Below are 22,543 nucleotides of genomic sequence, written 5' to 3'. Positions count from 1 at the left end.
GTTGTTATAGGTTTACTGAATTACCAAAGGGCAACGCTATAGCTCACCAGCAGACGCACTTCATCGGCATCGCGAGCGGAGTAGTTGGAGCGGTAAGTGGCATTACGCAGGCGCACGGCGACATCCTTGAGCGCGCCGCTTTGTACGACGTATTTGATTTCGGTGTTGCGTTCCCACTCTTTGCCTTCGTCACCGTTCTTGAGCTTGATGTTGTCACCGCTCAGGTAACGGCTCATGAAGCTCAGGCCGGGGATGCCGAGTTTGGCGAAGTCGTAGTCGTAGCGCGCCTGCCAGGAATGCTCTTCGGCGCCGGCAAAGTCATTGATCTGAACGAAGTTGACCAGGTACGGGTCACTGCCATCGACATAAGGGAACGCGCTGTCGCCGGACATGTGCTGATAGCCGGCGCTGAATTTATGCCCGCTCAAGGCGTAGCTCACCAGGCCGTTGAGGGATTTGTTGTCGATCTTGCCGCCACGGGCCGCACCCTGGTCATCACTGATGGCCAGGCGCAGATCGGTGCCGAAAGTACCGGGGCCGAACGGTTGCGAAGCGACTACGCCGAGGAAGTGCTGGTTGTAGACCTCATCGAGTTGGGCGAAGTGGTAGCTGCCGGTGATTTTGTCGGTGAACTTGTAGTCCAGACCGCCAAAGTCGAAATGCTTGCCGGCTGCGGTGCCAGCGAAGCGGCTGTTCTTGTTGTTGAGGGCGATGTCCTCGAAATCGGTGCTGTCGCGGTCCTTGGCTTTCTCCAGACGCCCGCCGGTGAAGGTCAGGTTCTTGATCTCTTTGGAGGTCAGCATTCCACCTTCAAAAGTCTGCGGCAGGATGCGCCCGTCGTTGGGCTTGAGGATCGGCAGTTCCGGAATCAGGCTGCCGATTTTAAGTTCCGTGGCGGAGATTTTCACTTTGCCGGTCAGGCCAAGCTTGGAATACTCATCGGCCGCGCGGCCGTCGTCATGGGTTGGCAGCAGGCCGGTGCCGGTGCGATCGGGACTCGAATCGAGTTTGACCCCCAGCATGCCCAGCGCATCGACACCGAACCCCACGGTGCCGTCGGTGTAACCCGATTGCAGATTGAGCATGAACCCCTGAGCCCATTCGTCCCGCTTGGATTGCTGGGCGCTGGTACCGTCGCGAAAGTCGCGGTTGAAATACATGTTGCGGGTTTCGAGGGTTGCCGTACTGTCTTCGAAGAAGGCAGCCTGGCTCAACGGCGAAAAGCCGGCGAGGGCGGCAGCACTGGCAAGGGCGGTGTGGCTGAGGCGGGAAAAGCGAGCAGGCGGGCAAGCCTGTAGCTGCATGGACAGCATCTTGAAGTACTCCGTTTATTGTTCTTATTGGCGAAAACGCTTCGAGGCGTTTTTCGTACGCTATGTGCGGTAGCGACGGCAGTCGAAACTGTCCGTGGCTGGACTCTAACCGGCCAACCTTTCGCTAACCTTTCAGAAGACTTTCACGGTTTTCGGGCTTCACAGCGGCGGTTGCGGCTGTAAACTCCGCGCCAAAGAATGGCGTCGGCCATCCCTGAATGAGGTAAGGTTCCATGCGTGTTCTGCTCGTCGAAGACCATCTGCAGCTCGCCGAAAGTGTCGCCCAGGCGCTCAAGAGCACCGGGCTGACCGTGGATGTGCTGCACGACGGCGTGGCGGCCGACCTGGCGTTGAGCAGCGAGGAATACGCCATGGCGATTCTCGACGTCGGCCTGCCACGCATGGATGGCTTCGAAGTGCTGGCGCGCCTGCGGGCGCGGGGCAAGAACCTGCCAGTGTTGATGCTGACCGCCCGCAGCGACGTCAAGGATCGGGTCCACGGCCTGAACCTTGGCGCTGACGATTACCTGGCCAAACCTTTCGAACTGACCGAACTCGAAGCCCGGGTCAAAGCCTTGCTGCGCCGCAGTGTGCTCGGCGGTGAACGCCTGCAGCGCTGCGGTGTGCTGGCCTATGACCTGGACACCCGGCGCTTCACCCTTGGCGAAGAGTTGCTGACCCTGACCTCCCGCGAGCAGGCGGTGCTCGAAGCCCTGATTGCCCGTCCCGGTCGGGTGATGAGCAAAGAGCAACTGGCCTCGCAAGTCTTCGGACTGGACGAAGAGGCCAGCCCCGACGCCATCGAGATCTATGTCCATCGCCTGCGCAAAAAGCTCGACGGCCAACCGGTTGTCATCGTGACCTTCCGCGGTCTCGGCTACTTGCTGGAAAGCCGCGATGCATAAGCCCAGCAGCCTGCGGTGGCGGTTGCTGTGGAATCTGGCGCTGTTGCTGGTGGTGTTGATGCTGGCCAGTGGTTTGAGCGCTTACTGGAACGGTCGCGAAGCGGCCGACACCGCCTATGACCGGACCTTGCTGGCCTCTGCGAGGACCATCGCTGCGGGCGTCTCCCAGCGTGACGGCACGCTGAGCGCCGACGTGCCCTACGTGGCCCTCGACACCTTCGCCTACGACAGTGCGGGACGGATTTTTTACCTGGTCAACGACATCAATCAGAAGCTGATTTCCGGTTACGAAAACCTTCCGCCGCCGCCGCCGGGAACGCCGCGCACCGATGACTATCCGGCACTGGCGCGCTTCTATAACGCCAAGTACCAGGGGCAGAACGTGCGTGTGGTGAGCCTGCTCAAACCCGTGAGCGAGCCGAACATGAACGGCATGGCGGAAATCCGCGTGGCGGAAACCGATGAGGCGCGGGTCAGCATGGCCCGCAGCCTGGCGGCGGACACGTTGCTGCGTCTGGGCATGTTGGCGATGGGTGCGTTGTTGTTGGTGTGGTTTGCGGTCAGCGCCGCGTTGCGTCCGCTGGAACGCTTGCGTACCGCGGTGGAAGAGCGTCAGTCGGACGATCTGCGGCCATTACCGTTGGTGGAAGTGCAACGCGAATTATGGCCGCTGGTGCGCGCGCTCAATCACTTTACCGAGCGCTTGCGCGGGCAGTTCGAGCGTCAGGCGCAGTTCATCGCCGATGCCGCCCATGAGCTGCGTACGCCCCTGGCGGCGCTCAAGGCACGACTGGAACTGGGTTTGCGCTCGACCGAACCTGAAACCTGGCGCAATACATTGGAAACCGTCGCCCAAGGTACGGACCGTTTGACCCACCTTGCCAATCAATTGCTCTCGCTGGCACGGGTCGAAAACGGTGCCCGGGCCATCGCCGAGGGCGGCGCGCAGTTGCTTGACCTCAGTCAGCTGGCTCGCGAACTCGGCATGGCCATGGCGCCGCTGGCCCACGCACGTGGTGTGGCGCTGGCGCTGGAAGCGGACGAACCGGTGTGGTTGCGCGGCGAGCCAACGCTGTTGAACGAACTGTTGAGCAATCTGGTGGATAACGCGCTGGCGCACACGCCGTCGGGTGGCAACGTGATTCTTCGGGTCACGGCACCGGCCGTGTTGGAGGTCGAGGACGATGGCCCAGGCATTCCTCTTGAAGAGCGCGATCGGGTGTTCGAGCGCTTTTATCGGCGCAACCAGCAGGTGGCCGGTTCGGGGTTGGGACTGGCGATTGTTGGCGAGATCTGCCGCGCACATCTGGCTCAAATCAGCCTGCACGATGGCGAGCAGGCGGGGTTGAAGGTGCGGGTGAGTTTTATCGCCGGATAGTTTTTCGGTGTCTGGGCTGACCCCTTCGCGAGCAAGCCCGCTCCCACATGGTCCTGTGAACACAGATCAAATGTGGGAGCGGGCTTGCTCGCGAAGGGCGCGACGCGGTCTAGATTAGTAAAACATCGACCGCGACTCTTCCAGATCGCGGCACACTGCCTCGTTCTCCGGATCAATTCCCAGCTTTTTGAACGCCGGTACGCTGAATGCGTCGATACGGGCGAGGGGATGATCGGTGTCCTTGTGGCAATACAGGCTGGCCACTTGCACCAGATCGACATAGTCGACCCGCTCGGACTGTCGATTGAAGTCCAGATAAAGCCCCGGCACCTGTACCAGCATCTCCGGAAACTCCCAGACCCTGAGCAGTTTGTCGCCGAGCAGTGGATGAATGTGATCGATCACATGGTTGAGGCTGACCGGGTCAGCCAGCAGTTCATAGTGATCTTCGGCGTAGGTCAGGATCGGCAACACACCGATCTGATGCACCAGTCCGCCAAGGGCTGCCTGGTCGGGCTTGAGTTGCGTGTACCGGCGGCACAATGCATAGCTGATCCCGGCGATTTCCAGGCTTTTGCGCCAGACATCGCGCATTTTCTGTTCCACCACCTCGGAACGGGCATGGAAAATCTGTTCCATGACCAGACCGATGGCCAGGTTGCTGCTGTAATTGATGCCCAATCGAGTGATTGCCGTGTGCAGGTCAGTGACTTCCTGGGTCGCACGCAACAGCGGGCTATTGACCACTTTGATCAGACGCGCCGACAGCGCGGTATCGCGGCCGATCACTTTACTCAGGGTGCTGACACTGATTTCCGGGTCTTCGGCGGCCTTGCGAATCTGCAGGGCCACTTCCGGTAACGTTGGCAGAACCAGGTCATCGTTATCGATGGCCTCAACCAAATCCTGTTGGACCTTTTCCGCCAGCTCGCTCATTTCGTTTCTCTAGGTATTGCGACAAATGCTGCTGTTAACGCTGGATTTCGCGATCGCGATCCAGTTCGTAAGGCAGGTCGAGCAGGTGCAGGGCTGGCCCTTCGAGCGCGCCCAGATGGATATCCCCCCCGTCCGCTGCTTCGGCTTGCAGCACGGCCAGGAGTTCAATGTTTTGCCCGGCGTTGGCGGCCAGCACCACTTCGCCGATAGAGCTGCCGTGAGTAGGGGAAAACAAGGGTGTGCCAGGTTCAGGCAACTCGTTGGCATCCAGTGTCAGGCGATACAAGCGGCGCTTGAGTTTGCCCAGGTACTGCATGCGCGCAACGATTTCCTGGCCGGTGTAGCAGCCTTTCTTGAAGCTCACGCCACCCACGGCTTGCAGATTGAGCATCTGCGGGATGAACAGTTCGCGAGTGCTCGGCATGACCTGACCGATCCCTGCGCGGATCTGGCCCAACAGCCATTGATTCAGATCGCCTTTGGCCAATACGACGGCCAGCTTGCCCTTGATAAGGTCGGCCTGGTCGGCGGCGACCCAGAGTTCGGCGCGGTCCGGCGAGACGCGAATGGCGATCAAGCCGTCATTGCGCGCGACGCTGTCGGTGTCAGCCGGAAGATCAAGACCGAGGCTGATCAGCGCCGCATCGCCATGGTCGATGCCGAAGCGGACCCAGGCTGCGCTTTCGTCGGTCAGTTTGGATTTGGAAAACACCGCGTACTTTTTCAGGTCCGCCAGTTGCGGTTCCAGCAGTTCGGTGGCCATGGCCATCAGAACGCCGTCGCCTTCCAGCAGGATGCGGAAACTCGACTGCATCCGGCCCTTCTGCGTGCAGCGGGCGCCGAGGCTGGCCTGGGTGTCACTCAGGTAATTGAGGTTGCAGGTCAATTGGCCTTGCAGGAATTTGCCGGCATCCGCGCCGCGTACTGCGAGAACGCCTTCGTGAGACAGGGTGCAGAAAAAAGCAGAATCGGCCATGGGTCATCGCAGGATAAAGAGTCTGGGGGACATCATAAGGGGGCGCTCTTGAAATGGGTAGTTCACAAAGGATCGTTGGTGGCCGACCAAAGCCGAGTGTTCGACTCCGCCTGGGGCTGTATACTTGCCGCCTATTTGAGGAGCGCTCCATGGTCGAAGATGTTGAACTGAATCGCCTCTACTGGCACAGCCGCCGCGGCATGCTTGAGCTTGACGTGTTGCTGGTACCGTTCGTGAAGGAGGTCTATCCGCACCTCAATGATGTCGACCGCGATTGCTACCGCAAGCTGCTCGAATGCGAAGATCAGGACATGTTCGGCTGGTTCATGGAACGCGCCGAATCGGAAGATCCGGAGCTTCAGCGCATGGTTCGCATGATTCTGGATCGTGTCCAGCCCAAATAATGCGTTCGAATGCCGCTGGCATGCCTCACGGCAGTTGCTGGCGGCGTATCTTCTGGCCCAGCTGTTCGCGCTGGGTTCGCTGTGTCTTCTCTCTATACCGGTCTGGGCCAGTCTGCTCGGCGCTTTTTGCTGTCTGGCTCACGGCGCTTGGGCGTTACCGCGACAAATTCTGCTGACACACCCTCAGGCATTTCGCGGCTTGCGTCGCGATGCCGATGGCTGGCAGTTGTGGAATCAGGCAACAGGTTGGCAGCCAGTGCAGTTGCGACCGGACAGCTTGGCATTGCCATTGATTGTGGTGCTGCGTTTTCGACTTCGAGACGAGCGGCGGGTCAGATCAATCTGCGTTCCCCGCGACTCGCAGGCGGCGGATCTGCACCGGCGCCTGCGGGTTCGGCTCACGTTCAGTCGACGTAGGTGGGCGGCACCAGAATAGTGTCCAGGGCCACCGGCAGCATGTTCGGATAGTCGAGGGTGTAATGCAGGCCGCGACTCTCCTTGCGTTCCATGGCTGACTGGATCATCAGCTCGGCCACCTGGGCCAGGTTACGCAGTTCGATCAAGTCCCGACTGACCTTGTAGTTGCTGTAGAACTCGTCGATTTCATCCAGCAACAGACGCACGCGGTGCTGTGCCCGTTGCAAGCGCTTGTTGGTGCGCACAATGCCGACGTAGTCCCACATGAATCGCCGCAGTTCGTCCCAGTTGTGCGCAATGATCACGTCCTCATCGGAGTCGGTGACCTGGCTTGCATCCCAGACGGGCAGGGCGGTCGGAATCGAAACCTGCGGCAGCTGCTCAAGAATGTCCGCCGCCGCGGAGCGCGCGTAAACGAAACACTCGAGTAACGAGTTGCTGGCCATGCGGTTGGCGCCGTGCAGGCCGGTAAAGCTGGTTTCGCCAATGGCATACAGTCCCGGCACGTCGGTGCGCCCCTGCTGATCGACCATCACGCCGCCGCACGTATAGTGCGCCGCCGGAACCACTGGAATCGGTTGCTTGGTGATGTCGATGGAGAATTCGAGGCAGCGCTCGTACACCGTCGGGAAGTGAGTCTTGATGAACGCTTCCGGCTTGTGGCTGATGTCCAGATAGACACAATCGACGCCCAGGCGCTTCATTTCATGGTCGATGGCGCGTGCGACGATGTCCCGTGGCGCCAGCTCGGCGCGAGGGTCGAAGCGTTGCATGAAGCGTTCGCCGTTAGGCAGCTTCAGGTGTGCGCCTTCGCCGCGCAGGGCTTCGGTGATCAGGAAACTCTTGGCTTGCGGGTGATACAGGCAAGTTGGGTGGAACTGGTTGAACTCCAGATTCGCCACCCGGCAGCCCGAACGCCAGGCCATGGCAATGCCATCACCGCAGGCGCCGTCCGGATTGCTGGTATAGAGATAGACCTTTGCCGCGCCGCCCGATGCGAGGATCACAAAGCGAGCGGCGTAGGTATCGACTTCACCGGTCCCGCGATTGAGGACGTAGGCGCCGAGGCAGCGATCACCTTCAAGGCCCAGGCGCTTTTCGGTGATCAGGTCGACCGCGACCCGCTGCTCCAGCAGTTCGATGTTCGGTCGTTGCCTGGCCTTGTCGAGCAAGGTTCTGAAAATCGCGGCGCCCGTGGCATCGGCGGCATGGATGATACGCCGATGACTGTGACCGCCTTCGCGGGTCAGGTGGAACTCGAATCCGCCATCTTCGGTACCGGACTGTTCATCGCGGGTGAAGGGCACACCTTGGTCGATCAGCCATTGAATCGCCTCTTTACTGTGCTCGACGGTAAAGCGCACGGCGTCTTCGTGGCACAGGCCGCCGCCAGCATTGAGGGTGTCATCGACATGTGATTCAACGGTGTCGGTGTCATCCAGGACGGCAGCGACGCCACCCTGGGCCCAGAAAGTCGAGCCATTGGCGAGGTCGCCTTTGCTCAGTACGGCGATGCGCAAATGACCGGGCAAGGTCAGCGCAAGGCTCAAGCCGGCAGCTCCGCTGCCAATTACCAGAACATCGTGTTGAAACTGTTGGCTCATTTCAGGATTCCGCTCAAAGCGACCCGGGTCGGGGTTGGCGCAAGACACCTGGATCGGCGAGTCAAGACAGCCACACAGCCCACTAGTATATAGAGGGGGGGAGCGGCACAATAGCGAGCGCACATGGCATTGTGGAACTACTGTGAAGGAAAATACCTGACGCTTCGTCGGATGGTTTTTCGGCCGCTTCGGCGACAAGACGACTGTATCAACGATTTAACAGTTTTTTTCCATTCACGATTGCACAATGTCGCTCTTGCGCAGCTATAAATATTTGGAACTTTTGCCAAAGGCCCAAGACCAATAGACCGTTGCCTGATTCAAGGGACAGTGTCGGCTTCAACGCGGGATCTGTGATTTGATCCTTGCCGGCGAATCCGATGACAAGATTATTCGCGCAGCCGGGTTAACCCGCGCTGCGCTTTTCGTGCGTGCCAAATCAGAGCCCGCAGGAAACTTGCTTGGAGGGGGAGAACTTTTGCGAAAAGCCCGAGTCTATGTTTGCAAGTCTGGTTGTTTAGTTATGCAAGCCTCCTTCGAGCTCATCGAGGAGTGTTCATGCTAACCCAGGAAGAGGATCAGCAGCTGGTCGAGCGCGTTCAACGCGGCGACAAGCGAGCTTTCGATCTGCTAGTGCTGAAATACCAGCACAAAATTCTCGGGTTGATCGTGCGTTTCGTGCACGACACCCATGAAGCCCAGGATGTGGCGCAGGAAGCCTTTATCAAGGCGTACCGTGCACTTGGAAATTTTCGCGGGGACAGCGCGTTTTATACGTGGCTTTACCGCATCGCCATCAACACGGCGAAAAACTATCTGGTTTCACGCGGCCGTCGGCCGCCGGATAGCGATGTCAGTTCCGAGGATGCAGAGTTCTACGATGGCGATCATGGCCTCAAGGATCTCGAGTCGCCAGAACGTGCATTGCTGCGGGATGAGATCGAAGGCACCGTCCATCGAACCATTCAGCAACTACCAGAAGATTTGCGTACGGCTTTAACTTTACGTGAATTCGATGGTCTGAGTTACGAGGACATTGCGGCCGTCATGCAGTGTCCGGTGGGTACCGTGCGCTCCCGGATTTTCCGCGCTCGGGAAGCCATCGATAAAGCCCTGCAGCCGTTGTTGCAGGAAAACTGAGACAGCGGCGACAGCCAAGAGAGGAACGCCATGAGTCGTGAAGCCCTGCAGGAATCGCTGTCCGCAGTGATGGATAACGAAGCGGACGAATTGGAATTGCGTCGGGTATTGAATGCCTTTGACGATGTAGAAACCCGTGATACCTGGGCTCGTTATCAAATCGCTCGGGCAGTTATGCACAAGGATTTGCTGCTTCCACGTCTGGATATCGCTGCGGCAGTCTCTGCTGCGCTGGCTGACGAAGCCGTACCTGCAAAAGCCACCCGTGGTCCATGGCGCAGCCTGGGTCGTCTGGCGGTCGCTGCTTCGGTAACCCTCGCCGTACTGGCAGGTGTTCGTCTGTATAACCAGGACGAAATCGCTGGGGTCGAACTGGCTCAACAATCCAGTCAACCAGGTCTGGCCGTTCCTCAGGTCAAGGGGCCAGCAGTATTAGCAGGCTACAATGAGAGTTCGGAAGCCACTGGCCCTATGGCCAACGGCGTGTTGCAAGGTCAGCAAGGCTCGCACGATCAGCGTCTGCCAGGCTATTTGCGCCAACATGCTCAACAGGCTGCACTGAAAGGTACTGAGAGCGCTCTGCCTTACGCTCGTGCAGCAAGTCTGGAAAACCGTTAAGGAGGATCATGCGCGCCATCCCTCTACTTACGCTTCTGCTCGGTGGCTGGTTTGTTGTTCCAGCCCATGCTGATGAAGCCCAGAACTGGTTGACCCGTCTGGGCCAAGCCGAGCAACAGCAAAGTTTTCACGGTACATTCGTCTACGAGCGTAACGGTAGTTTTTCTACCCACAACATCTGGCACCGCGTCCAGGATGGCAAGGTCCGCGAGCGTTTACTCCAGCTCGACGGCTCGGCACAGGAAGTCGTGCGCATTGATGGACGTACTCAATGCGTTAGCGGCATTCTGATAGCAGGGCTTGGAGATTCCCCCAGCTCCGCTGCTCGTGCACTCGATCCACAAAAGCTAAAGAATTGGTACGATCTTGCCGTCATTGGCAAGTCGCGTGTGGCTGGGCGTGCGGCAGTAATCGTTTCACTGACACCTCGCGATCAACACCGCTACGGTTTTGAATTGCATCTGGATAAAGAAACCGGCCTGCCTCTCAAATCATTGCTTCTGAATGAACGAGGGCAGTTGCTGGAGCGATTCCAGTTCACGCAACTGGATACCGCCGATCTTCCGTCCGACAGCGACTTGCAGCCTAGTGCCGATTGCAAAACTATTGCCCTCGACAGTGACAAGGCTTCTGCAACCAAGTCAGCGCAAGTATGGCGTTCGGACTGGTTACCGCCTGGTTTCGAGCTGACCAGCAGTACCTCCCGCAAGGATCCAGAGACCAAAACCCAAGTCAACAGTCTGATGTATGACGATGGTCTGGCGCGTTTCTCGGTTTTCCTTGAACCGTTGAATGGCGCAACAATTACTGACACTCGCACCCAGTTGGGGCCGACCGTTGCAGTTTCCCGACGCTTGACTACCCCGCAAGGCGAGATGATGGTGACTGTGGTCGGTGAGATTCCGATTGGCACCGCTGAACGGATTGCGCTATCCATGCGCAGCGACGCCACTGCAACCAAGTAGTGAGCAGAAATCGAAATGTTTGGTGAGCATTTCAACTTGCAAATATCCCCGATTTTTTCTATAGGTCAGAGCCTCTCGGCTCTGGCCTTGTTTGTTGTTCCCGGAACAAAAATACCGGCGTATCGTTCCCGGTGTTCCTTGCTCCATATCGCTTAACCATGCTCGTCGTAACGGGAGCCGTATGTCGATACCACGCTTGAAGTCTTATCTCTCTATTTTTGCCACCGTGCTGGTGCTTGGTCAGGCGGTCGCTGTTCAAGCGGCTGAGTTGCCTGACTTCACACAGTTGGTCGAGCAGGCCTCGCCCGCGGTGGTAAACATCAGTACCACGCAGAAACTGCCTGATCGCATAGTGAGCGAGCAGATGCCCGACCTTGAAGGCTTGCCGCCCATGTTGCGCGAGTTCTTCGAGCGAGGTATGCCGCCACAGCCGCGTACGCCCCGCGGTGATCGTCAGCGTGAAGCCCAATCCCTGGGGTCGGGTTTCATCATCTCGTCTGATGGCTACATCCTGACCAACAACCATGTGATTGCCGATGCAGACGAAATCCTCGTCCGCCTCGCTGACCGCAGCGAATTGAAAGCCAAACTGATTGGCACCGATCCGCGTTCCGACGTGGCTCTGCTGAAAATCGAGGGCAAGGATCTGCCGGTCCTCAAGCTCGGCAAATCCCAGGACCTGAAGGCCGGCCAATGGGTCGTGGCGATTGGCTCGCCATTCGGTTTCGACCATACCGTGACCCAAGGTATCGTCAGCGCCATCGGTCGCAGCCTGCCAAACGAAAACTATGTGCCGTTCATCCAGACCGACGTGCCGATCAACCCGGGTAACTCGGGTGGTCCGCTGTTCAACCTGGCCGGTGAAGTGGTTGGCATCAACTCGCAGATCTACACCCGTTCCGGCGGCTTCATGGGCGTGTCGTTCGCGATCCCGATCGACGTCGCCATGGACGTTTCCAATCAGCTCAAAAGCGGTGGCAAAGTTAGCCGTGGCTGGTTGGGTGTGGTGATTCAGGAAGTGAGCAAGGACCTGGCCGAATCGTTCGGTCTGGAGAAGCCAGCTGGCGCATTGGTGGCTCAGATCCAGGATGACGGCCCGGCTGCCAAGGGTGGCCTGCAAGTAGGGGACGTGATCCTGAGCATGAACGGCCAACCGATCGTCATGTCCGCCGATCTGCCACACCTGGTGGGCGCGCTGAAGGCCGGCTCGAAAGCTGATCTGGAAGTGATTCGTGAAGGTAAGCGCAAGAATGTCGAGTTGACTGTCGGCGCTATCCCGGAAGAAGGCAAAGAGCTGGATTCGCTGCCGAAATCTACCACCGAGCGCAGCAGCAACCGGCTGGGTGTTTCCGTGGTCGAGCTGACGGATGAGCAGAAGAAAACCTACGACCTCAAAGGCGGCGTCGTGATCAAGGAAGTCCAGGACGGTCCTGCTTCTCTGATTGGCCTGCAGCCAGGCGATGTGATCACTCACCTGAATAATCAGGCAATCGGTTCCACCAAGGAGTTCACGGATATCGCCAAGGCGCTGCCGAAGAACCGCTCGGTGTCGATGCGGGTTCTGCGTCAAGGTCGCGCCAGTTTCATCACCTTCAAACTGGCTGAATAATCCGGTTGTTGGCTGAATAAAAAACCGCCTCGAAAGAGGCGGTTTTTTTGTGCCTGTCATTTTGTTTGAACAGCAGGTCAGCCCATCATGTCCTTGATCATGCGCTCCTGTTCCATCAGCTCACGTTGCCGTGCATCGATCCGCGATGACAGCGGGAAGTTGGTGCCTGCCTTGCGCTTGGCGAAGTCCAGTTGCTGAATGGCCTGGCGGTAATCCCCGACCAGGGCGAAGTACTCGGCGCGGGCCTGATGCAGGCCGATGATGTTGCCTGACAGACCGCGAGTCTCGGCCACCATGTACCAGACGTCCGGATCGTCAGGACGGCTCTTGAGCAGATTCTCCAGTGCTTTTTCCGCTTCGGGTGCACGGTTCTGCTTGAGCAGCAGGTCAACGCGCACCGAGTTCAGCGGATAGTTGCCGGGATACTGCGTCAACATTCGGTCAACCCGGGACTGGGCGTCCGGCAGACGATTGTTGGTGATGTCCAGATCGACCTGCGCCAGGTTGTAGATGATCTCGTTCGGCGACTTGGCCAGAAGCAGCTTGAGGTTTTCCCGTGCTTCATTCAGCTGGCCGCCCTTGATCTGCGCGATGGCCAGGCCATAGCGAGCGACATCATTTTTCGGGTTTTCATCAAGCTGGGCGCGAAAGCGTTTGGCGCCCAGGCCTGGGGTTTCTTCATAGATCAACTGGACCCGTGCACGAATCAGCTGATAACGCATAGTGTCTTCGATGCCGCCGGGTTTTGCCTGTTCGGCGCGGTTGCGCGTGTCAGCGATCCGCGACTCGGTCACCGGGTGAGTCAGCAGAAATTCCGGTGGCTTGGCGTCAAAACGATACTGGCGCGCCAATCGCTCGAACATCGTCGGCATCGACCGCGGGTCGTAACCGGCCTTTTCCAGATTGAGGATGCCAATACGGTCAGCTTCCTGTTCGTTCTGGCGAGAGAAACGCCGTTGTTCCTGAATGGCTGCCGCCTGCGTGCCCGCAATGGCCGCGATCCCGGCGTTACCGCCGCCGGCTGCGGCAATCACGATCCCGGCCAGCAGCGCGGCCATCATCGGCACTTGCATGCGCTGTTGGGCTTCGACGCCACGGGCGAAGTGGCGCTGCGACAAGTGAGCCAATTCGTGAGCGAGTACGGAGGCGTATTCGCCTTCGGTCTGGGCATTGAGGAACAAGCCGCCGTTAACCCCGACAATACCGCCCGGTGCGGCGAAGGCGTTGAGTTGCGGGCTGTTGATCAGGATGAACTCCAGGCGCCGGTCATTGACCTGGCTGGTCTCTACCAGCCTGTAGACGCTGGATTCGACGTAGTCCTTGAGCTGTGGATCGTTGAGCTGCGAAACCTGGCTGCGCAACAGCGCCAGCCAGGCACGGCCCAACTGATGTTCCTGTTGCGGCGAGACGATGGCAGAACTGGCGTCGCCGAGTGACGGCAGGTCGTCGGCGAAGCCCGGTGAGGCGAGCAGGCAAGCGAGCGTCAGCAGGGTAGGGCGCAAAAAAGTCATGCACAAAGCCTTAGTCGACAAAGACCTTACTGTAGCCGGACACTACGCTTCGGACCAGATATTCTAGCCGCTCGACCACCTGTCCCCGGAGTGATGCAATGACCGACGCTGTAGCCCATGACGCCGAGCTCGACGCCAGCGGCCTGAATTGCCCCTTGCCGTTGCTCAAGGCCAAGATGGAACTCAATCGACTGGCCAGCGGCGCAGTGCTGAAGGTCATTGCCACCGATGCGGGCTCGCAGCGCGACTTCCGCACCTTTGCCCGATTGGCGGGTCATACGCTGCTTCGTGAAGAAGATGAAGCGGGTGTTTACCGCTACTGGTTGAAAAAAGCCTGAATTCTGCTGCGTTCGTTTCTAAGGATTATTGATGTTCAAAGTGTTACGCGACTGGATTCAGCGCTACTTCTCCGACGAAGAGGCTGTTGTGCTGGCGGTCCTGCTGTTTCTGGCGTTTACCGCCGTGCTGACGCTGGGCGGCATGCTTGCGCCAGTGCTGGCCGGGATGGTGCTGGCGTACCTGATGCAAGGGTTGGTCGTCACCCTCGAACGCCTGCGCATGCCGGGCGGGGTGGCGGTGGGACTGGTCTTTGCGTTGTTCATGGGGCTATTGCTGGTGTTCATCGTGGTTGTGGTGCCGTTGCTCTGGCATCAGTTGATTACGCTGTTCAACGAGTTACCCGGCATGCTCGCCAAGTGGCAGTCGCTGTTATTGCTGCTGCCCGAGCGCTACCCGCATCTGGTATCCGATGAGCAGGTGCTGCAGGCCATCGAAGTGGCGCGGGGCGAGATTGGCAAGTTCGGCCAGTGGGCGCTGACGTTCTCGCTGTCGAGTCTGCCGTTGCTGGTGAACATCATGATCTACCTGGTGCTGGTGCCGATCCTGGTGTTTTTCTTTCTCAAGGACCGGGAGATGATCGGTCAGTGGGTGCGTGGTTACTTGCCCCGTGAGCGGGCGCTGATCACCCGCGTCGCTCATGAGATGAACCGGCAGATTGCCAATTACATTCGCGGCAAGGTCATCGAGATTTTCATTTGCGGTGGCGTGACCTACATCGGTTTCGTTGTTCTGGGCCTGAACTACGCGGCGCTGCTGGCATTGCTGGTGGGCGTGTCGGTGGTGGTGCCTTACGTCGGCGCTGTGGTGGTGACCGTGCCGGTCATGCTGATTGCGCTGTTCCAGTGGGGCTGGAGCGATCAGTTCATTTATTTGATGGCGGTCTACGGGATCATCCAGACGCTGGACGGCAACGTGCTGGTGCCGCTGCTGTTCTCGGAAGCGGTCAATTTGCATCCGGTGGCGATCATCTGCGCGGTACTGTTGTTTGGCGGGCTGTGGGGCTTTTGGGGTGTGTTCTTTGCGATACCGCTAGCAACCCTGTTCAAGGCTGTACTGGACGCGTGGCCGCGCAAAGAACCGGTGGTGGCGCCGCTGCTTTAACAGTCCGCTCAAATTTTCCAGTGAGGCTAATGGCCTCTTCGCGAGCAAGCCCGCTCCCACATTAGACCGCGTTCGTCTGAACAACTCGGTCAAGTGTGGGAGCGGGCTTGCTTGCGAAGGCATCCGATCAGGCGCCAAAAAACTTAGGCCTTGTTCAGCGCCTGAGCGGCAGCCAGAACAGCATCCACATGCCCCGGCACCTTCACACCACGCCATTCCTGACGCAGCACACCGTCCTTGTCGATCAGGAACGTGCTGCGATCAACACCCATATATTCTTTTCCATAGAGCTTTTTCAGCTTGATCACGTCGAACTGCTGGCAGAGCGCTTCTTCCTTGTCGCTGATCAGCTCGAAGGTGAACGCCTGCTTGGCCTTGAAGTTTTCGTGTGATTTCAGGCTGTCGCGTGACACGCCAAAGACTTCGGTATTGGCGGCTTTAAAGGCGTCGAGCTGGTCACGAAAGCCCTGACCCTGAGTGGTGCAGCCTGGCGTGCTGTCCTTCGGATAGAAGTAAATCACCACCTGCTTGCCTTTGAGGCTCGCGAGGTTGACGGTCTGCCCGCTGGTGGCGGGTGCTTCGAAGTCGGCAACCGGTTGGTCGATGGCAACGGCCATGAAAGCTTCCTTACATTGGGTTTTGTGGGCGCCACGGTTCGATCAGGGCATCCAGGTTCAGCGCGTCGGCGAAATCCAGGAACTGATCGCGCAGCCAGCTGATTTGCACCCCGGCCGGCAAGGTCACGGTAAACGTGGCATTGAGCATGGTGCCGCCGGTTTGCGGAGCCTGATAGGTGTCACAGGTCAGGTTTTCCAGCTCGACGTTGTGGTCCATGAAGAACTGGCACAGCTCGTTGATGATGTCCGAGCGGTAAGCCGAGCTGACATAGGCGACGTAAGGCAGGGCTTGAGGACGATTCTCCAGCGCTGCGCTGCGCACCACGTTGACCGTAAAGGCGTGCTTCTTGGCGAGGCTCGGCAGGCTGCCTTCGAGGCGCGCAAGGGCATCCCAGCTGCCGGAGATCTCGAGGATCAACGCACTGCACTCGCCATGACGCGTCAGGCGAGAGGTGACCACGGCGCAGCGGTTTTCATGGCTGGCGCGGCACAGGACGTTAGTCAGCTCCATGGGGTTGGCGCCGAGGGCACTGATGACAAGGAATTGTTCGCGAACTGTGGGGGTGGACATGCAGCATTCCTAAAGCGATGAGCGGTCGATACTTCTACGGGCTTTTTTTACCGGGAGCGAGCCTGCGGATGCGAATTCAAAAAACCCGAGCCACAAGGTTGCAACATGCTCCAGTGAGGCAGGAGCGAGGGGCGGCAACGCTGGATCGGGGCTTGTGATGCCGAAAATGGAGGCTGGAACCCGGCGTACGAGCTTATCAGTACCGATCAAAGTCTGAAGGGTAGCGAAAAGCGACGCCAAGGGGAATGGCAGCAGCGCAGTACTTTGCTTGTGCAAGCATCTTGGCGCCAGTACCATTACCGCTCTCTTTTTCCGGCAGGAGCGGTTTCATGATTGCGGGCAGTATGGTGGCACTGGTCACACCCATGGATGCACAAGGGCGTCTTGACTGGGACAGCCTCAGCAAACTCGTGGACTTCCACCTTGAAAACGGCACCCATGCCATTGTCGCGGTCGGTACTACCGGCGAGTCGGCAACCCTCGATGTGGACGAACACATCGCTGTCATCAAGGCCGTGGTCAAGCAGGTCAATGGCCGTATTCCGGTCATCGCCGGTACCGGCGCCAACTCGACCCGCGAAGCCGTAGAACTGACCCGCAACGCCAAAGCGGCCGGCGCCGACGCCTGTCTGCTGGTCGTTCCGTACTACAACAAGCCGACTCAGGAAGGCTTGTACCAGCACTTCAAGCACATTGCTGAAGCGGTCGACATTCCACAGATCCTCTACAACGTTCCTGGCCGCACCTCCTGCGACATGCAGGCCGAGACCGTGATTCGCCTGTCCACTGTGCCGAACATCATCGGTATCAAGGAAGCCACCGGCGACATGAAGCGTGCCAAGGCAATCCTTGATGGCGTGAGCAAGGACTTCATCGTGCTGTCCGGCGATGATCCGACCGCTGTCGAGCTGATCCTGATGGGCGGCAAGGGCAACATCTCCGTCACCGCCAACGTCGCCCCGCGCGAAATGGCTGACCTGTGCGAGGCCGCGCTCAAGGGCGACGCCGAGACTGCACGGGCAATCAACGAAAAATTGATGCCGCTGCACAAGGATCTGTTCATCGAAGCCAACCCGATTCCGGTGAAGTGGGCTTTGGTCGAAATGGGCCTGATGCACGAAGGCATTCGCCTGCCGCTGACCTGGCTGAGCGCACCCTGTCATGAAACGCTTCGCACGGCCCTGCGCCAGTGCGGCGTCCTGGTTTAATTGAGGAAGTACTACGCATGAAGCGATTGGCCGGACTTTCCGCACTTGCCTTGATCATCTCCAGCACCAGTGGCTGCGGATGGGTCTGGGGCCCGGAAGGTTATTTCCGTGACCGCGGTAGCGATTACCTGGAAGCGCAACAGACTGCACCCATGCAACTGCCGCCGGATGTCAGCACTGCCAAACGTCTGGATCCGCTGTTGCCGATCCCGCGCAACGTGGCCGATGACTCCGTCAAGGGCGAGTACATCGTTCCTCGTCCGCAGCCGTTGTCGGCAGCGGCTGACGCCAGCGCCTACTCCCTGCAAAAGACCGGTGATTCGCGTTGGATCGTCGCTCAGAACCCGCCGGCCGAAGTCTGGCCAGTGGCCGTGCAGTTCTTTCAGGACAACGGTTTCCGTCTGGACGAACAGCGTCCGCAAACCGGCGAATTCACTACCACCTGGCAGCATTCCGACGAACTGTCCGCTGCAATGGCCAAGCGCCTGAGCGCAGCCGGTGTCGGCGCTGACAGCGAAACCCGCGTGCGGGTCCGCATCGAGCCAGGCGTGCAGCGCAACACCAGTGAAATCTACGTGGTCAGCGCCGAGCGTCCTGCCGGTAGCACCTCCGACGTGGCCTTCACCAACCGTTCGGTCAACACTGGCCTGGACGCGGCACTGGTCGACGACATGCTCGCGAGCATGAGCCGCACCTCGGAGAAGGGCGGTTCGGTCTCCATGCTGGCTTCGCGTGACTCCGATACGCCAAGTCGTGTCAGCCTGAGCGAAGACGGCAGCGGTAACCCTGTCCTGAACGTCGGCACCGACCTGGATCGTGCCTGGTCGAGCGTTGGTCGTGCGTTGGAACAGGGCGAATGGCGCGTTGAAGACATCAACCGCAGCCTGGGTCTGTACTACATCAACCTGGCCGAAAAAGCCGAGAAAAAGGACGAGAAGCCAGGTTTCTTCAGTGGCCTGTTCGGCAGCAAGCCGAACAAGGAAGAAGTTGAAGCCCGTGCCGAGCGTTATCAGGTTCGCCTGAGCAAGGTTGGCGAAAACGTCCAGGTCACCGTCGAGAAAAACATCAACACCGTGGCGCCGGCCGATGTGGCGCGCAAGGTACTGAGCGTGATTCAGGACAACCTGGGCTGATCACATGCGTTTTGCCGTTCTCGGCAGCGGTAGCCAAGGGAACGGCACGCTGATAGCCAGCGCTGACACGTATGTGCTGGTGGATTGTGGTTTCTCCCTGCGGGAAACCGAAAAGCGTCTGCTGCGCCTGGGGGTTAACCCGGCGCAGTTGAGCGCGATACTCGTGACCCACGAACATGCCGACCACGTGCATGGCGTGGGTTTGCTATCTCGGCGCTACAATCTGCCTGTCTACCTCAGTCGCGGTACCCTGCGCGGGATGCGCAAACCAATTGAACCGGCTGGCCTTCTGGCCGGCGGCGAGCAACTGCAGATCGGCGCACTGAGCATCGGCGTCATTGCCGTGGCCCATGATGCACAGGAACCGACGCAATACGTCTTCAGTGACGGTGAGCGGCGTTTCGGCCTGTTGACCGACCTGGGCTCGTATTGCAACAAGGTGCTGGACGGCTATCGGGATCTCGATGCGTTGATGATCGAGTCCAACCATTGCCGTGACATGCTGGCTCGCGGTCACTACCCGTACTTTCTCAAGCAACGGGTGGGCGGTGAACTGGGGCATTTGAACAACCATCAGGCGGCATTCCTGGTGTCCGAGTTGGGCTGGCAAGGCCTGCAACACCTGGTCCTGGCCCATCTGAGCAGCAAGAACAACCTGCCGCAGCTGGCCCGGCAATGTTTTGTCGACACCCTCGGGTGCGACCCGGACTGGCTGCAACTGGCCGATCAAGATTCAGGGCTCGACTGGCGACACATCGCCTAGCCCACCTACTTAGCAAGCGGAGCCCATCATGGAAAAACGTGAAGAACTCTACCGCGGCAAAGCCAAATCGGTTTTCAAGACCGACGACGCTGACCGCTTGATCCTGCTGTTTCGCAACGACACTTCGGCGTTCGACGGCAAGCGCATCGAGCAGCTCGACCGCAAAGGCATGGTGAACAACAAGTTCAACGCCTTCATCATGCAGAAACTCGAAGCAGCCGGCGTGCCGACCCAATTCGACAAACTGCTGGGCGACAATGAATGCCTGGTGAAGAAGCTGGACATGATCCCTGTCGAGTGCGTCGTGCGTAACTACGCCGCCGGCAGCCTGGTCAAGCGCCTGGGCGTCGAAGAGGGCATGAAGCTCAACCCTTACACCTTCGAACTGTTCCTGAAGGACGACGCCAAGGGCGACCCGTTCATCAACGAGTCCCACGTCGTGGCATTCGGTTGGGGCACCGCCGAGCAACTGGTTCGCATGAAAGAACTGTCGCTCAAGGTCAACGAAGTCCTGAGCAAACTGTTCGACGACGCCGGCCTGCTGCTGGTCGACTTCAAACTGGAGTTCGGCGTGTTCTCCGACGGCTCCATCGTCCTGGGCGACGAATTCAGCCCGGACGGCTGCCGTCTGTGGGACAAGGCCACCGGCAAGAAAATGGACAAGGACCGCTTCCGTCAGGGCCTCGGTGACGTCATCGAAGCTTACGAAGAAGTCGCCAATCGTCTGGGCGTACCGCTTTAATCGACGCAAGCATCTGATAGCACGGAAAAATTTCGCTTAGGGGGTTCGCTTCCGGCAAAAGTGTTGTTATGATGCGCGCCGTTGGAGAGATGCCAGAGTGGCCGAATGGGACGGATTCGAAATCCGTTGTACCTTCACCGGTACCTAGGGTTCGAATCCCTATCTCTCCGCCATTATTGAATAAGACTAAGCCCCTGAAATTGTTAAAGATTTCAGGGGCTTTTTCGTTTCTGGCGTTTCGTTTAGGGCAAATTTGCCGACTGTTTCGCCGGCGAGCGGTACGACTTACTCGCGAAACACAGGTGATATCGCTCTTTGCTATCGAACCTGAACTCTCGCCTGGATCACCCACAATCCCAGCAACGTCAGAGCAGCAAAGCCGCCACCCATCAAGAACGTGCCTTGGAAGCCTACCGTGTCCCACAGCGCTCCAGCGATGACGCTGGCCAGCAGCAAGGCCAACCCGGTCAATAGGTTGAACATGCCAAATGCCGTCCCGCGCAGTTCAGCCGGCGCGCAATCGGCGATCAGGGCGGCGAATACCCCTTGGGTAAACCCCATGTGCAGCCCCCATAGAACGACGCCGATGATCAGGCCTCCGATACCCGGCGCGAACGCCAGCGTCAGGTCGGCAGCAATCAGCAATATCAGACCTGCGCCGAGCACCGCCACGCGGCTGACACGATCAGACAAGGCCCCGGCGGGATAGGCTGACAGTGAGTACGCCACCCCCATCAGGACAAGCACCGCTGGCGCCCACATCGGCGCGAGCCCGACGGCCTGGCCGCGCAGAATCAGAAAGGCTTCGCTGAAACGCGCCAGGGTGAACACCGCAGCGACACCCACCACCCACCAGTAACCAGCGCCCAGTCGGGCTAATTCCCGTCGGCTCAAAGGCGCACGCACCCGGTGCGTCCCTTCCACTGGTTTGGGTTCATGAACGAACACCAGCAGCACCGCGACGGCAAGGAAGGCCGGGATGACGGCCACCCAGAACACGGTCTGGAAGTGGTTCGCGGTTAGCCACATCAACCCGATCGCCAGCAACGGTCCCAGGAATGCACCTACGGTATCCAGCGTTTGCCGCAGGCCGAAAGCTGCGCCCCGTATCGCGGGCGGCGTGATGTCGGCCACCAACGCATCGCGCGGCGCGCCGCGAATACCTTTGCCAATGCGGTCGATAAAGCGAGCCCCGATCAGCCAGTCCAGCGAGCCCGCCAAAGGAAAGATCGGTTTGGACAGTGCCGCCAACCCATAGCCCAACGCTGCGAGCAGTTTGCGCTTGCCCAATCGATCGCTGAGTGCCCCGGAGAATACCTTGGTGATCGAGGCCGTAGCCTCGGCTATGCCTTCGATGAGACCCACCGCCAAAACGGAGGTCCCTAGTACGGTGACCATGTAGAGCGGCAACAATGCATGGATCATCTCTGAGGAGATGTCCATCAGCATCGAGACGAAGCCCAGCGCCCAGATGCCGCCAGGCATGGTGCGCCAAACGTTGCCGGTTGACGTTTTCTTGATTGGCGCAGCAACCGAAGTGCCATCTGACTTGTCGGTGGTTTTCATCATGAGCCTCGAAATCCTTGTTTGGCACAGGCCTCTAGCGCCTCGCACCCCCGCAGCCGCGTTGCCGCTACCTCCGCCAAGATACGCTGTATCGATGAGTGATTTCGATCAAACAGATTGCGCCGATCCCACATCAGTTTGTTCTGGCTTACGGTGTAACCCTGGTCATTAGCTATCATGCAATACAGGGCAAATCACCGGATGACGGGGGAATGCATGAACAGATGGCGACGGATTTGGGTGTTTGTGAAGCTGGTGGCAGCATTTGCGGCATGCCTGGCTGTTGCTGTTCAGGCTTTCAGCTACATGTTGGAAAGCCCCGATGCAGCGCAGATGCATCCTTTGAGCATTTTGGTGGTTGGACTGATCTTTGGCTTCGTCACCTATGGAATCCTTTCACTGATTGAAAGGCTTGTGCGGGTTTTCCTGCCCCATCCTGACCCAGTCACCACCACGGTAACGGCTCAACCTCAAACCGACCATGAGGAAGATGCCGTGGTGATGGAAGAACAGCCTTTGGCCCTGTCAGCTGACGATTCAACTCAGCAGAAAAATCAGTGAACAGTCTGTAAGGCAGGTATTACCGGGCGATCACCAACGGCTTGAATCAGCGTTTTTGCGTCGGACCAGACAGCATCGCAGCGTAAGAAAAATATGCTTCTTCAAGGGAAAAGTTACTCAGCGCAGTCACCCAATTTACCGCCCCCCCGAATCTGTTGGTCGTCCC

Annotated in this window: 23 protein-coding genes and 1 tRNA gene; 16 read left to right on the top strand and 8 right to left on the bottom strand. The window is 58.9% G+C overall.

What is annotated here, in order from left to right:
• Positions 1-20 precede the first annotated feature (20 nt).
• On the bottom strand, positions 21-1,313 hold the full coding sequence (locus DFS28_RS17765) for an OprD family porin (protein ID WP_111450839.1): 1,293 nt from the start codon (positions 1,311-1,313) through the stop codon (positions 21-23).
• Between the two features lie 233 nt (positions 1,314-1,546).
• Here DFS28_RS17765 and DFS28_RS17760 point away from each other — a divergent pair, with 233 nt between their 5' ends.
• Together DFS28_RS17760 and DFS28_RS17755 are read left to right on the top strand one after the other, a co-directional pair.
• Positions 1,547-2,218: a response regulator gene (locus tag DFS28_RS17760; protein WP_008153060.1), complete on the top strand. Its 672-nt coding sequence runs from the start codon at positions 1,547-1,549 to the stop codon at positions 2,216-2,218.
• Positions 2,211-3,596 carry a sensor histidine kinase gene (locus DFS28_RS17755; protein ID WP_111450837.1) on the top strand — a complete coding sequence of 462 codons (1,386 nt, stop codon included), beginning with the start codon at positions 2,211-2,213 and terminating at the stop codon, positions 3,594-3,596. The genes DFS28_RS17760 and DFS28_RS17755 overlap by 8 nt, the downstream gene beginning before the upstream one ends.
• Positions 3,597-3,710: 114 nt before the next feature.
• Here the strand turns inward: DFS28_RS17755 and DFS28_RS17750 are convergent, their stop codons facing one another.
• Together DFS28_RS17750 and DFS28_RS17745 are read right to left on the bottom strand one after the other, a co-directional pair.
• A complete protein-coding gene (locus DFS28_RS17750; protein ID WP_111450836.1) occupies positions 3,711-4,532 on the bottom strand; it encodes an HDOD domain-containing protein in 822 nt (273 codons plus the stop codon).
• 34 nt (positions 4,533-4,566) lie between these two features.
• Positions 4,567-5,508, bottom strand: a complete 942-nt coding sequence (locus tag DFS28_RS17745) for a folate-binding protein YgfZ (protein WP_111450835.1) — start codon at positions 5,506-5,508, stop codon at positions 4,567-4,569.
• Between the two features lie 149 nt (positions 5,509-5,657).
• Between DFS28_RS17745 and DFS28_RS17740 the strand changes: the two genes are divergently transcribed.
• Together DFS28_RS17740 and DFS28_RS17735 are read left to right on the top strand one after the other, a co-directional pair.
• Positions 5,658-5,912, top strand: a complete 255-nt coding sequence (locus DFS28_RS17740; protein ID WP_007944081.1) for a succinate dehydrogenase assembly factor 2 — start codon at positions 5,658-5,660, stop codon at positions 5,910-5,912.
• On the top strand, positions 5,896-6,348 hold the full coding sequence (locus DFS28_RS17735; protein ID WP_111450833.1) for a protein YgfX: 453 nt from the start codon (positions 5,896-5,898) through the stop codon (positions 6,346-6,348). The genes DFS28_RS17740 and DFS28_RS17735 overlap by 17 nt, the downstream gene beginning before the upstream one ends.
• On the opposite strand, the gene nadB is transcribed toward DFS28_RS17735, so the two are convergent.
• Positions 6,317-7,933 (bottom strand): L-aspartate oxidase, encoded by a 1,617-nt coding sequence (gene nadB / locus DFS28_RS17730; protein WP_008153071.1) that lies wholly within the window; start codon positions 7,931-7,933, stop codon positions 6,317-6,319. The two genes, DFS28_RS17735 and nadB, sit on opposite strands and share 32 nt — an antisense overlap.
• A gap of 558 nt (positions 7,934-8,491) precedes the next feature.
• Between nadB and rpoE the strand changes: the two genes are divergently transcribed.
• From rpoE to DFS28_RS17705, 4 genes are all read left to right on the top strand, one after another.
• Complete coding sequence (rpoE, locus tag DFS28_RS17725; protein ID WP_007944079.1) at positions 8,492-9,073, top strand: RNA polymerase sigma factor RpoE; 582 nt, start codon at positions 8,492-8,494, stop codon at positions 9,071-9,073.
• 30 nt (positions 9,074-9,103) lie between these two features.
• Positions 9,104-9,691 (top strand): sigma-E factor negative regulatory protein, encoded by a 588-nt coding sequence (locus DFS28_RS17720; RefSeq protein ID WP_111450832.1) that lies wholly within the window; start codon positions 9,104-9,106, stop codon positions 9,689-9,691.
• An 8-nt stretch (positions 9,692-9,699) separates the two neighbouring features.
• Positions 9,700-10,656 (top strand): MucB/RseB C-terminal domain-containing protein, encoded by a 957-nt coding sequence (locus DFS28_RS17715; RefSeq protein WP_111450831.1) that lies wholly within the window; start codon positions 9,700-9,702, stop codon positions 10,654-10,656.
• A gap of 181 nt (positions 10,657-10,837) precedes the next feature.
• Positions 10,838-12,265, top strand: coding sequence for a DegQ family serine endoprotease (locus DFS28_RS17705; RefSeq protein ID WP_111450828.1), 1,428 nt, complete (start codon positions 10,838-10,840; stop codon positions 12,263-12,265).
• Positions 12,266-12,342: 77 nt separating this feature from the next.
• On the opposite strand, the gene DFS28_RS17700 is transcribed toward DFS28_RS17705, so the two are convergent.
• Positions 12,343-13,776, bottom strand: coding sequence for a M48 family metalloprotease (locus tag DFS28_RS17700; protein WP_111450827.1), 1,434 nt, complete (start codon positions 13,774-13,776; stop codon positions 12,343-12,345).
• A 98-nt stretch (positions 13,777-13,874) separates the two neighbouring features.
• Between DFS28_RS17700 and DFS28_RS17695 the strand changes: the two genes are divergently transcribed.
• Complete coding sequence (locus DFS28_RS17695; RefSeq protein ID WP_007930235.1) at positions 13,875-14,114, top strand: sulfurtransferase TusA family protein; 240 nt, start codon at positions 13,875-13,877, stop codon at positions 14,112-14,114.
• 31 nt (positions 14,115-14,145) lie between these two features.
• A complete protein-coding gene (locus tag DFS28_RS17690; protein ID WP_046055715.1) occupies positions 14,146-15,216 on the top strand; it encodes an AI-2E family transporter in 1,071 nt (356 codons plus the stop codon).
• A 143-nt stretch (positions 15,217-15,359) separates the two neighbouring features.
• Here the strand turns inward: DFS28_RS17690 and DFS28_RS17685 are convergent, their stop codons facing one another.
• A complete protein-coding gene (locus tag DFS28_RS17685) occupies positions 15,360-15,833 on the bottom strand; it encodes a peroxiredoxin (RefSeq protein WP_008153083.1) in 474 nt (157 codons plus the stop codon).
• Between the two features lie 10 nt (positions 15,834-15,843).
• Entirely contained in the window at positions 15,844-16,404 is a 561-nt protein-coding gene (locus tag DFS28_RS17680; RefSeq protein ID WP_008034925.1) for a glycine cleavage system protein R, read from the bottom strand.
• 329 nt (positions 16,405-16,733) lie between these two features.
• On the opposite strand from DFS28_RS17680, the gene dapA reads away from it, so the two are divergent.
• The 5 genes from dapA to DFS28_RS17650 all read left to right on the top strand — a co-directional run bounded on the left by dapA (position 16,734) and on the right by DFS28_RS17650 (position 20,423).
• Positions 16,734-17,612, top strand: coding sequence for a 4-hydroxy-tetrahydrodipicolinate synthase (gene dapA / locus DFS28_RS17670; protein ID WP_008153085.1), 879 nt, complete (start codon positions 16,734-16,736; stop codon positions 17,610-17,612).
• A 17-nt stretch (positions 17,613-17,629) separates the two neighbouring features.
• On the top strand, positions 17,630-18,745 hold the full coding sequence (gene bamC / locus DFS28_RS17665) for an outer membrane protein assembly factor BamC (RefSeq protein WP_111450826.1): 1,116 nt from the start codon (positions 17,630-17,632) through the stop codon (positions 18,743-18,745).
• Between the two features lie 4 nt (positions 18,746-18,749).
• Positions 18,750-19,508, top strand: coding sequence for an MBL fold metallo-hydrolase (locus DFS28_RS17660; RefSeq protein WP_008153089.1), 759 nt, complete (start codon positions 18,750-18,752; stop codon positions 19,506-19,508).
• 28 nt (positions 19,509-19,536) lie between these two features.
• Complete coding sequence (gene purC / locus DFS28_RS17655) at positions 19,537-20,250, top strand: phosphoribosylaminoimidazolesuccinocarboxamide synthase (protein ID WP_008034929.1); 714 nt, start codon at positions 19,537-19,539, stop codon at positions 20,248-20,250.
• 83 nt (positions 20,251-20,333) lie between these two features.
• Positions 20,334-20,423: transfer RNA gene (locus tag DFS28_RS17650), tRNA-Ser, on the top strand.
• A gap of 145 nt (positions 20,424-20,568) precedes the next feature.
• On the opposite strand, the gene DFS28_RS17645 is transcribed toward DFS28_RS17650, so the two are convergent.
• Complete coding sequence (locus DFS28_RS17645; RefSeq protein WP_165934044.1) at positions 20,569-21,735, bottom strand: MFS transporter; 1,167 nt, start codon at positions 21,733-21,735, stop codon at positions 20,569-20,571.
• A 297-nt stretch (positions 21,736-22,032) separates the two neighbouring features.
• Here DFS28_RS17645 and DFS28_RS17640 point away from each other — a divergent pair, with 297 nt between their 5' ends.
• Positions 22,033-22,377, top strand: a complete 345-nt coding sequence (locus tag DFS28_RS17640; protein ID WP_165934042.1) for a hypothetical protein — start codon at positions 22,033-22,035, stop codon at positions 22,375-22,377.
• Positions 22,378-22,543 lie beyond the last annotated feature (166 nt).

The sequence above is a fragment of the Pseudomonas sp. 478 genome, from assembly GCF_003254125.1.
Classification (GTDB): domain Bacteria; phylum Pseudomonadota; class Gammaproteobacteria; order Pseudomonadales; family Pseudomonadaceae; genus Aquipseudomonas.
Note: the sequence above shows the minus strand (reverse complement) of the source record. Positions and strands in the feature narration are given on the sequence as shown.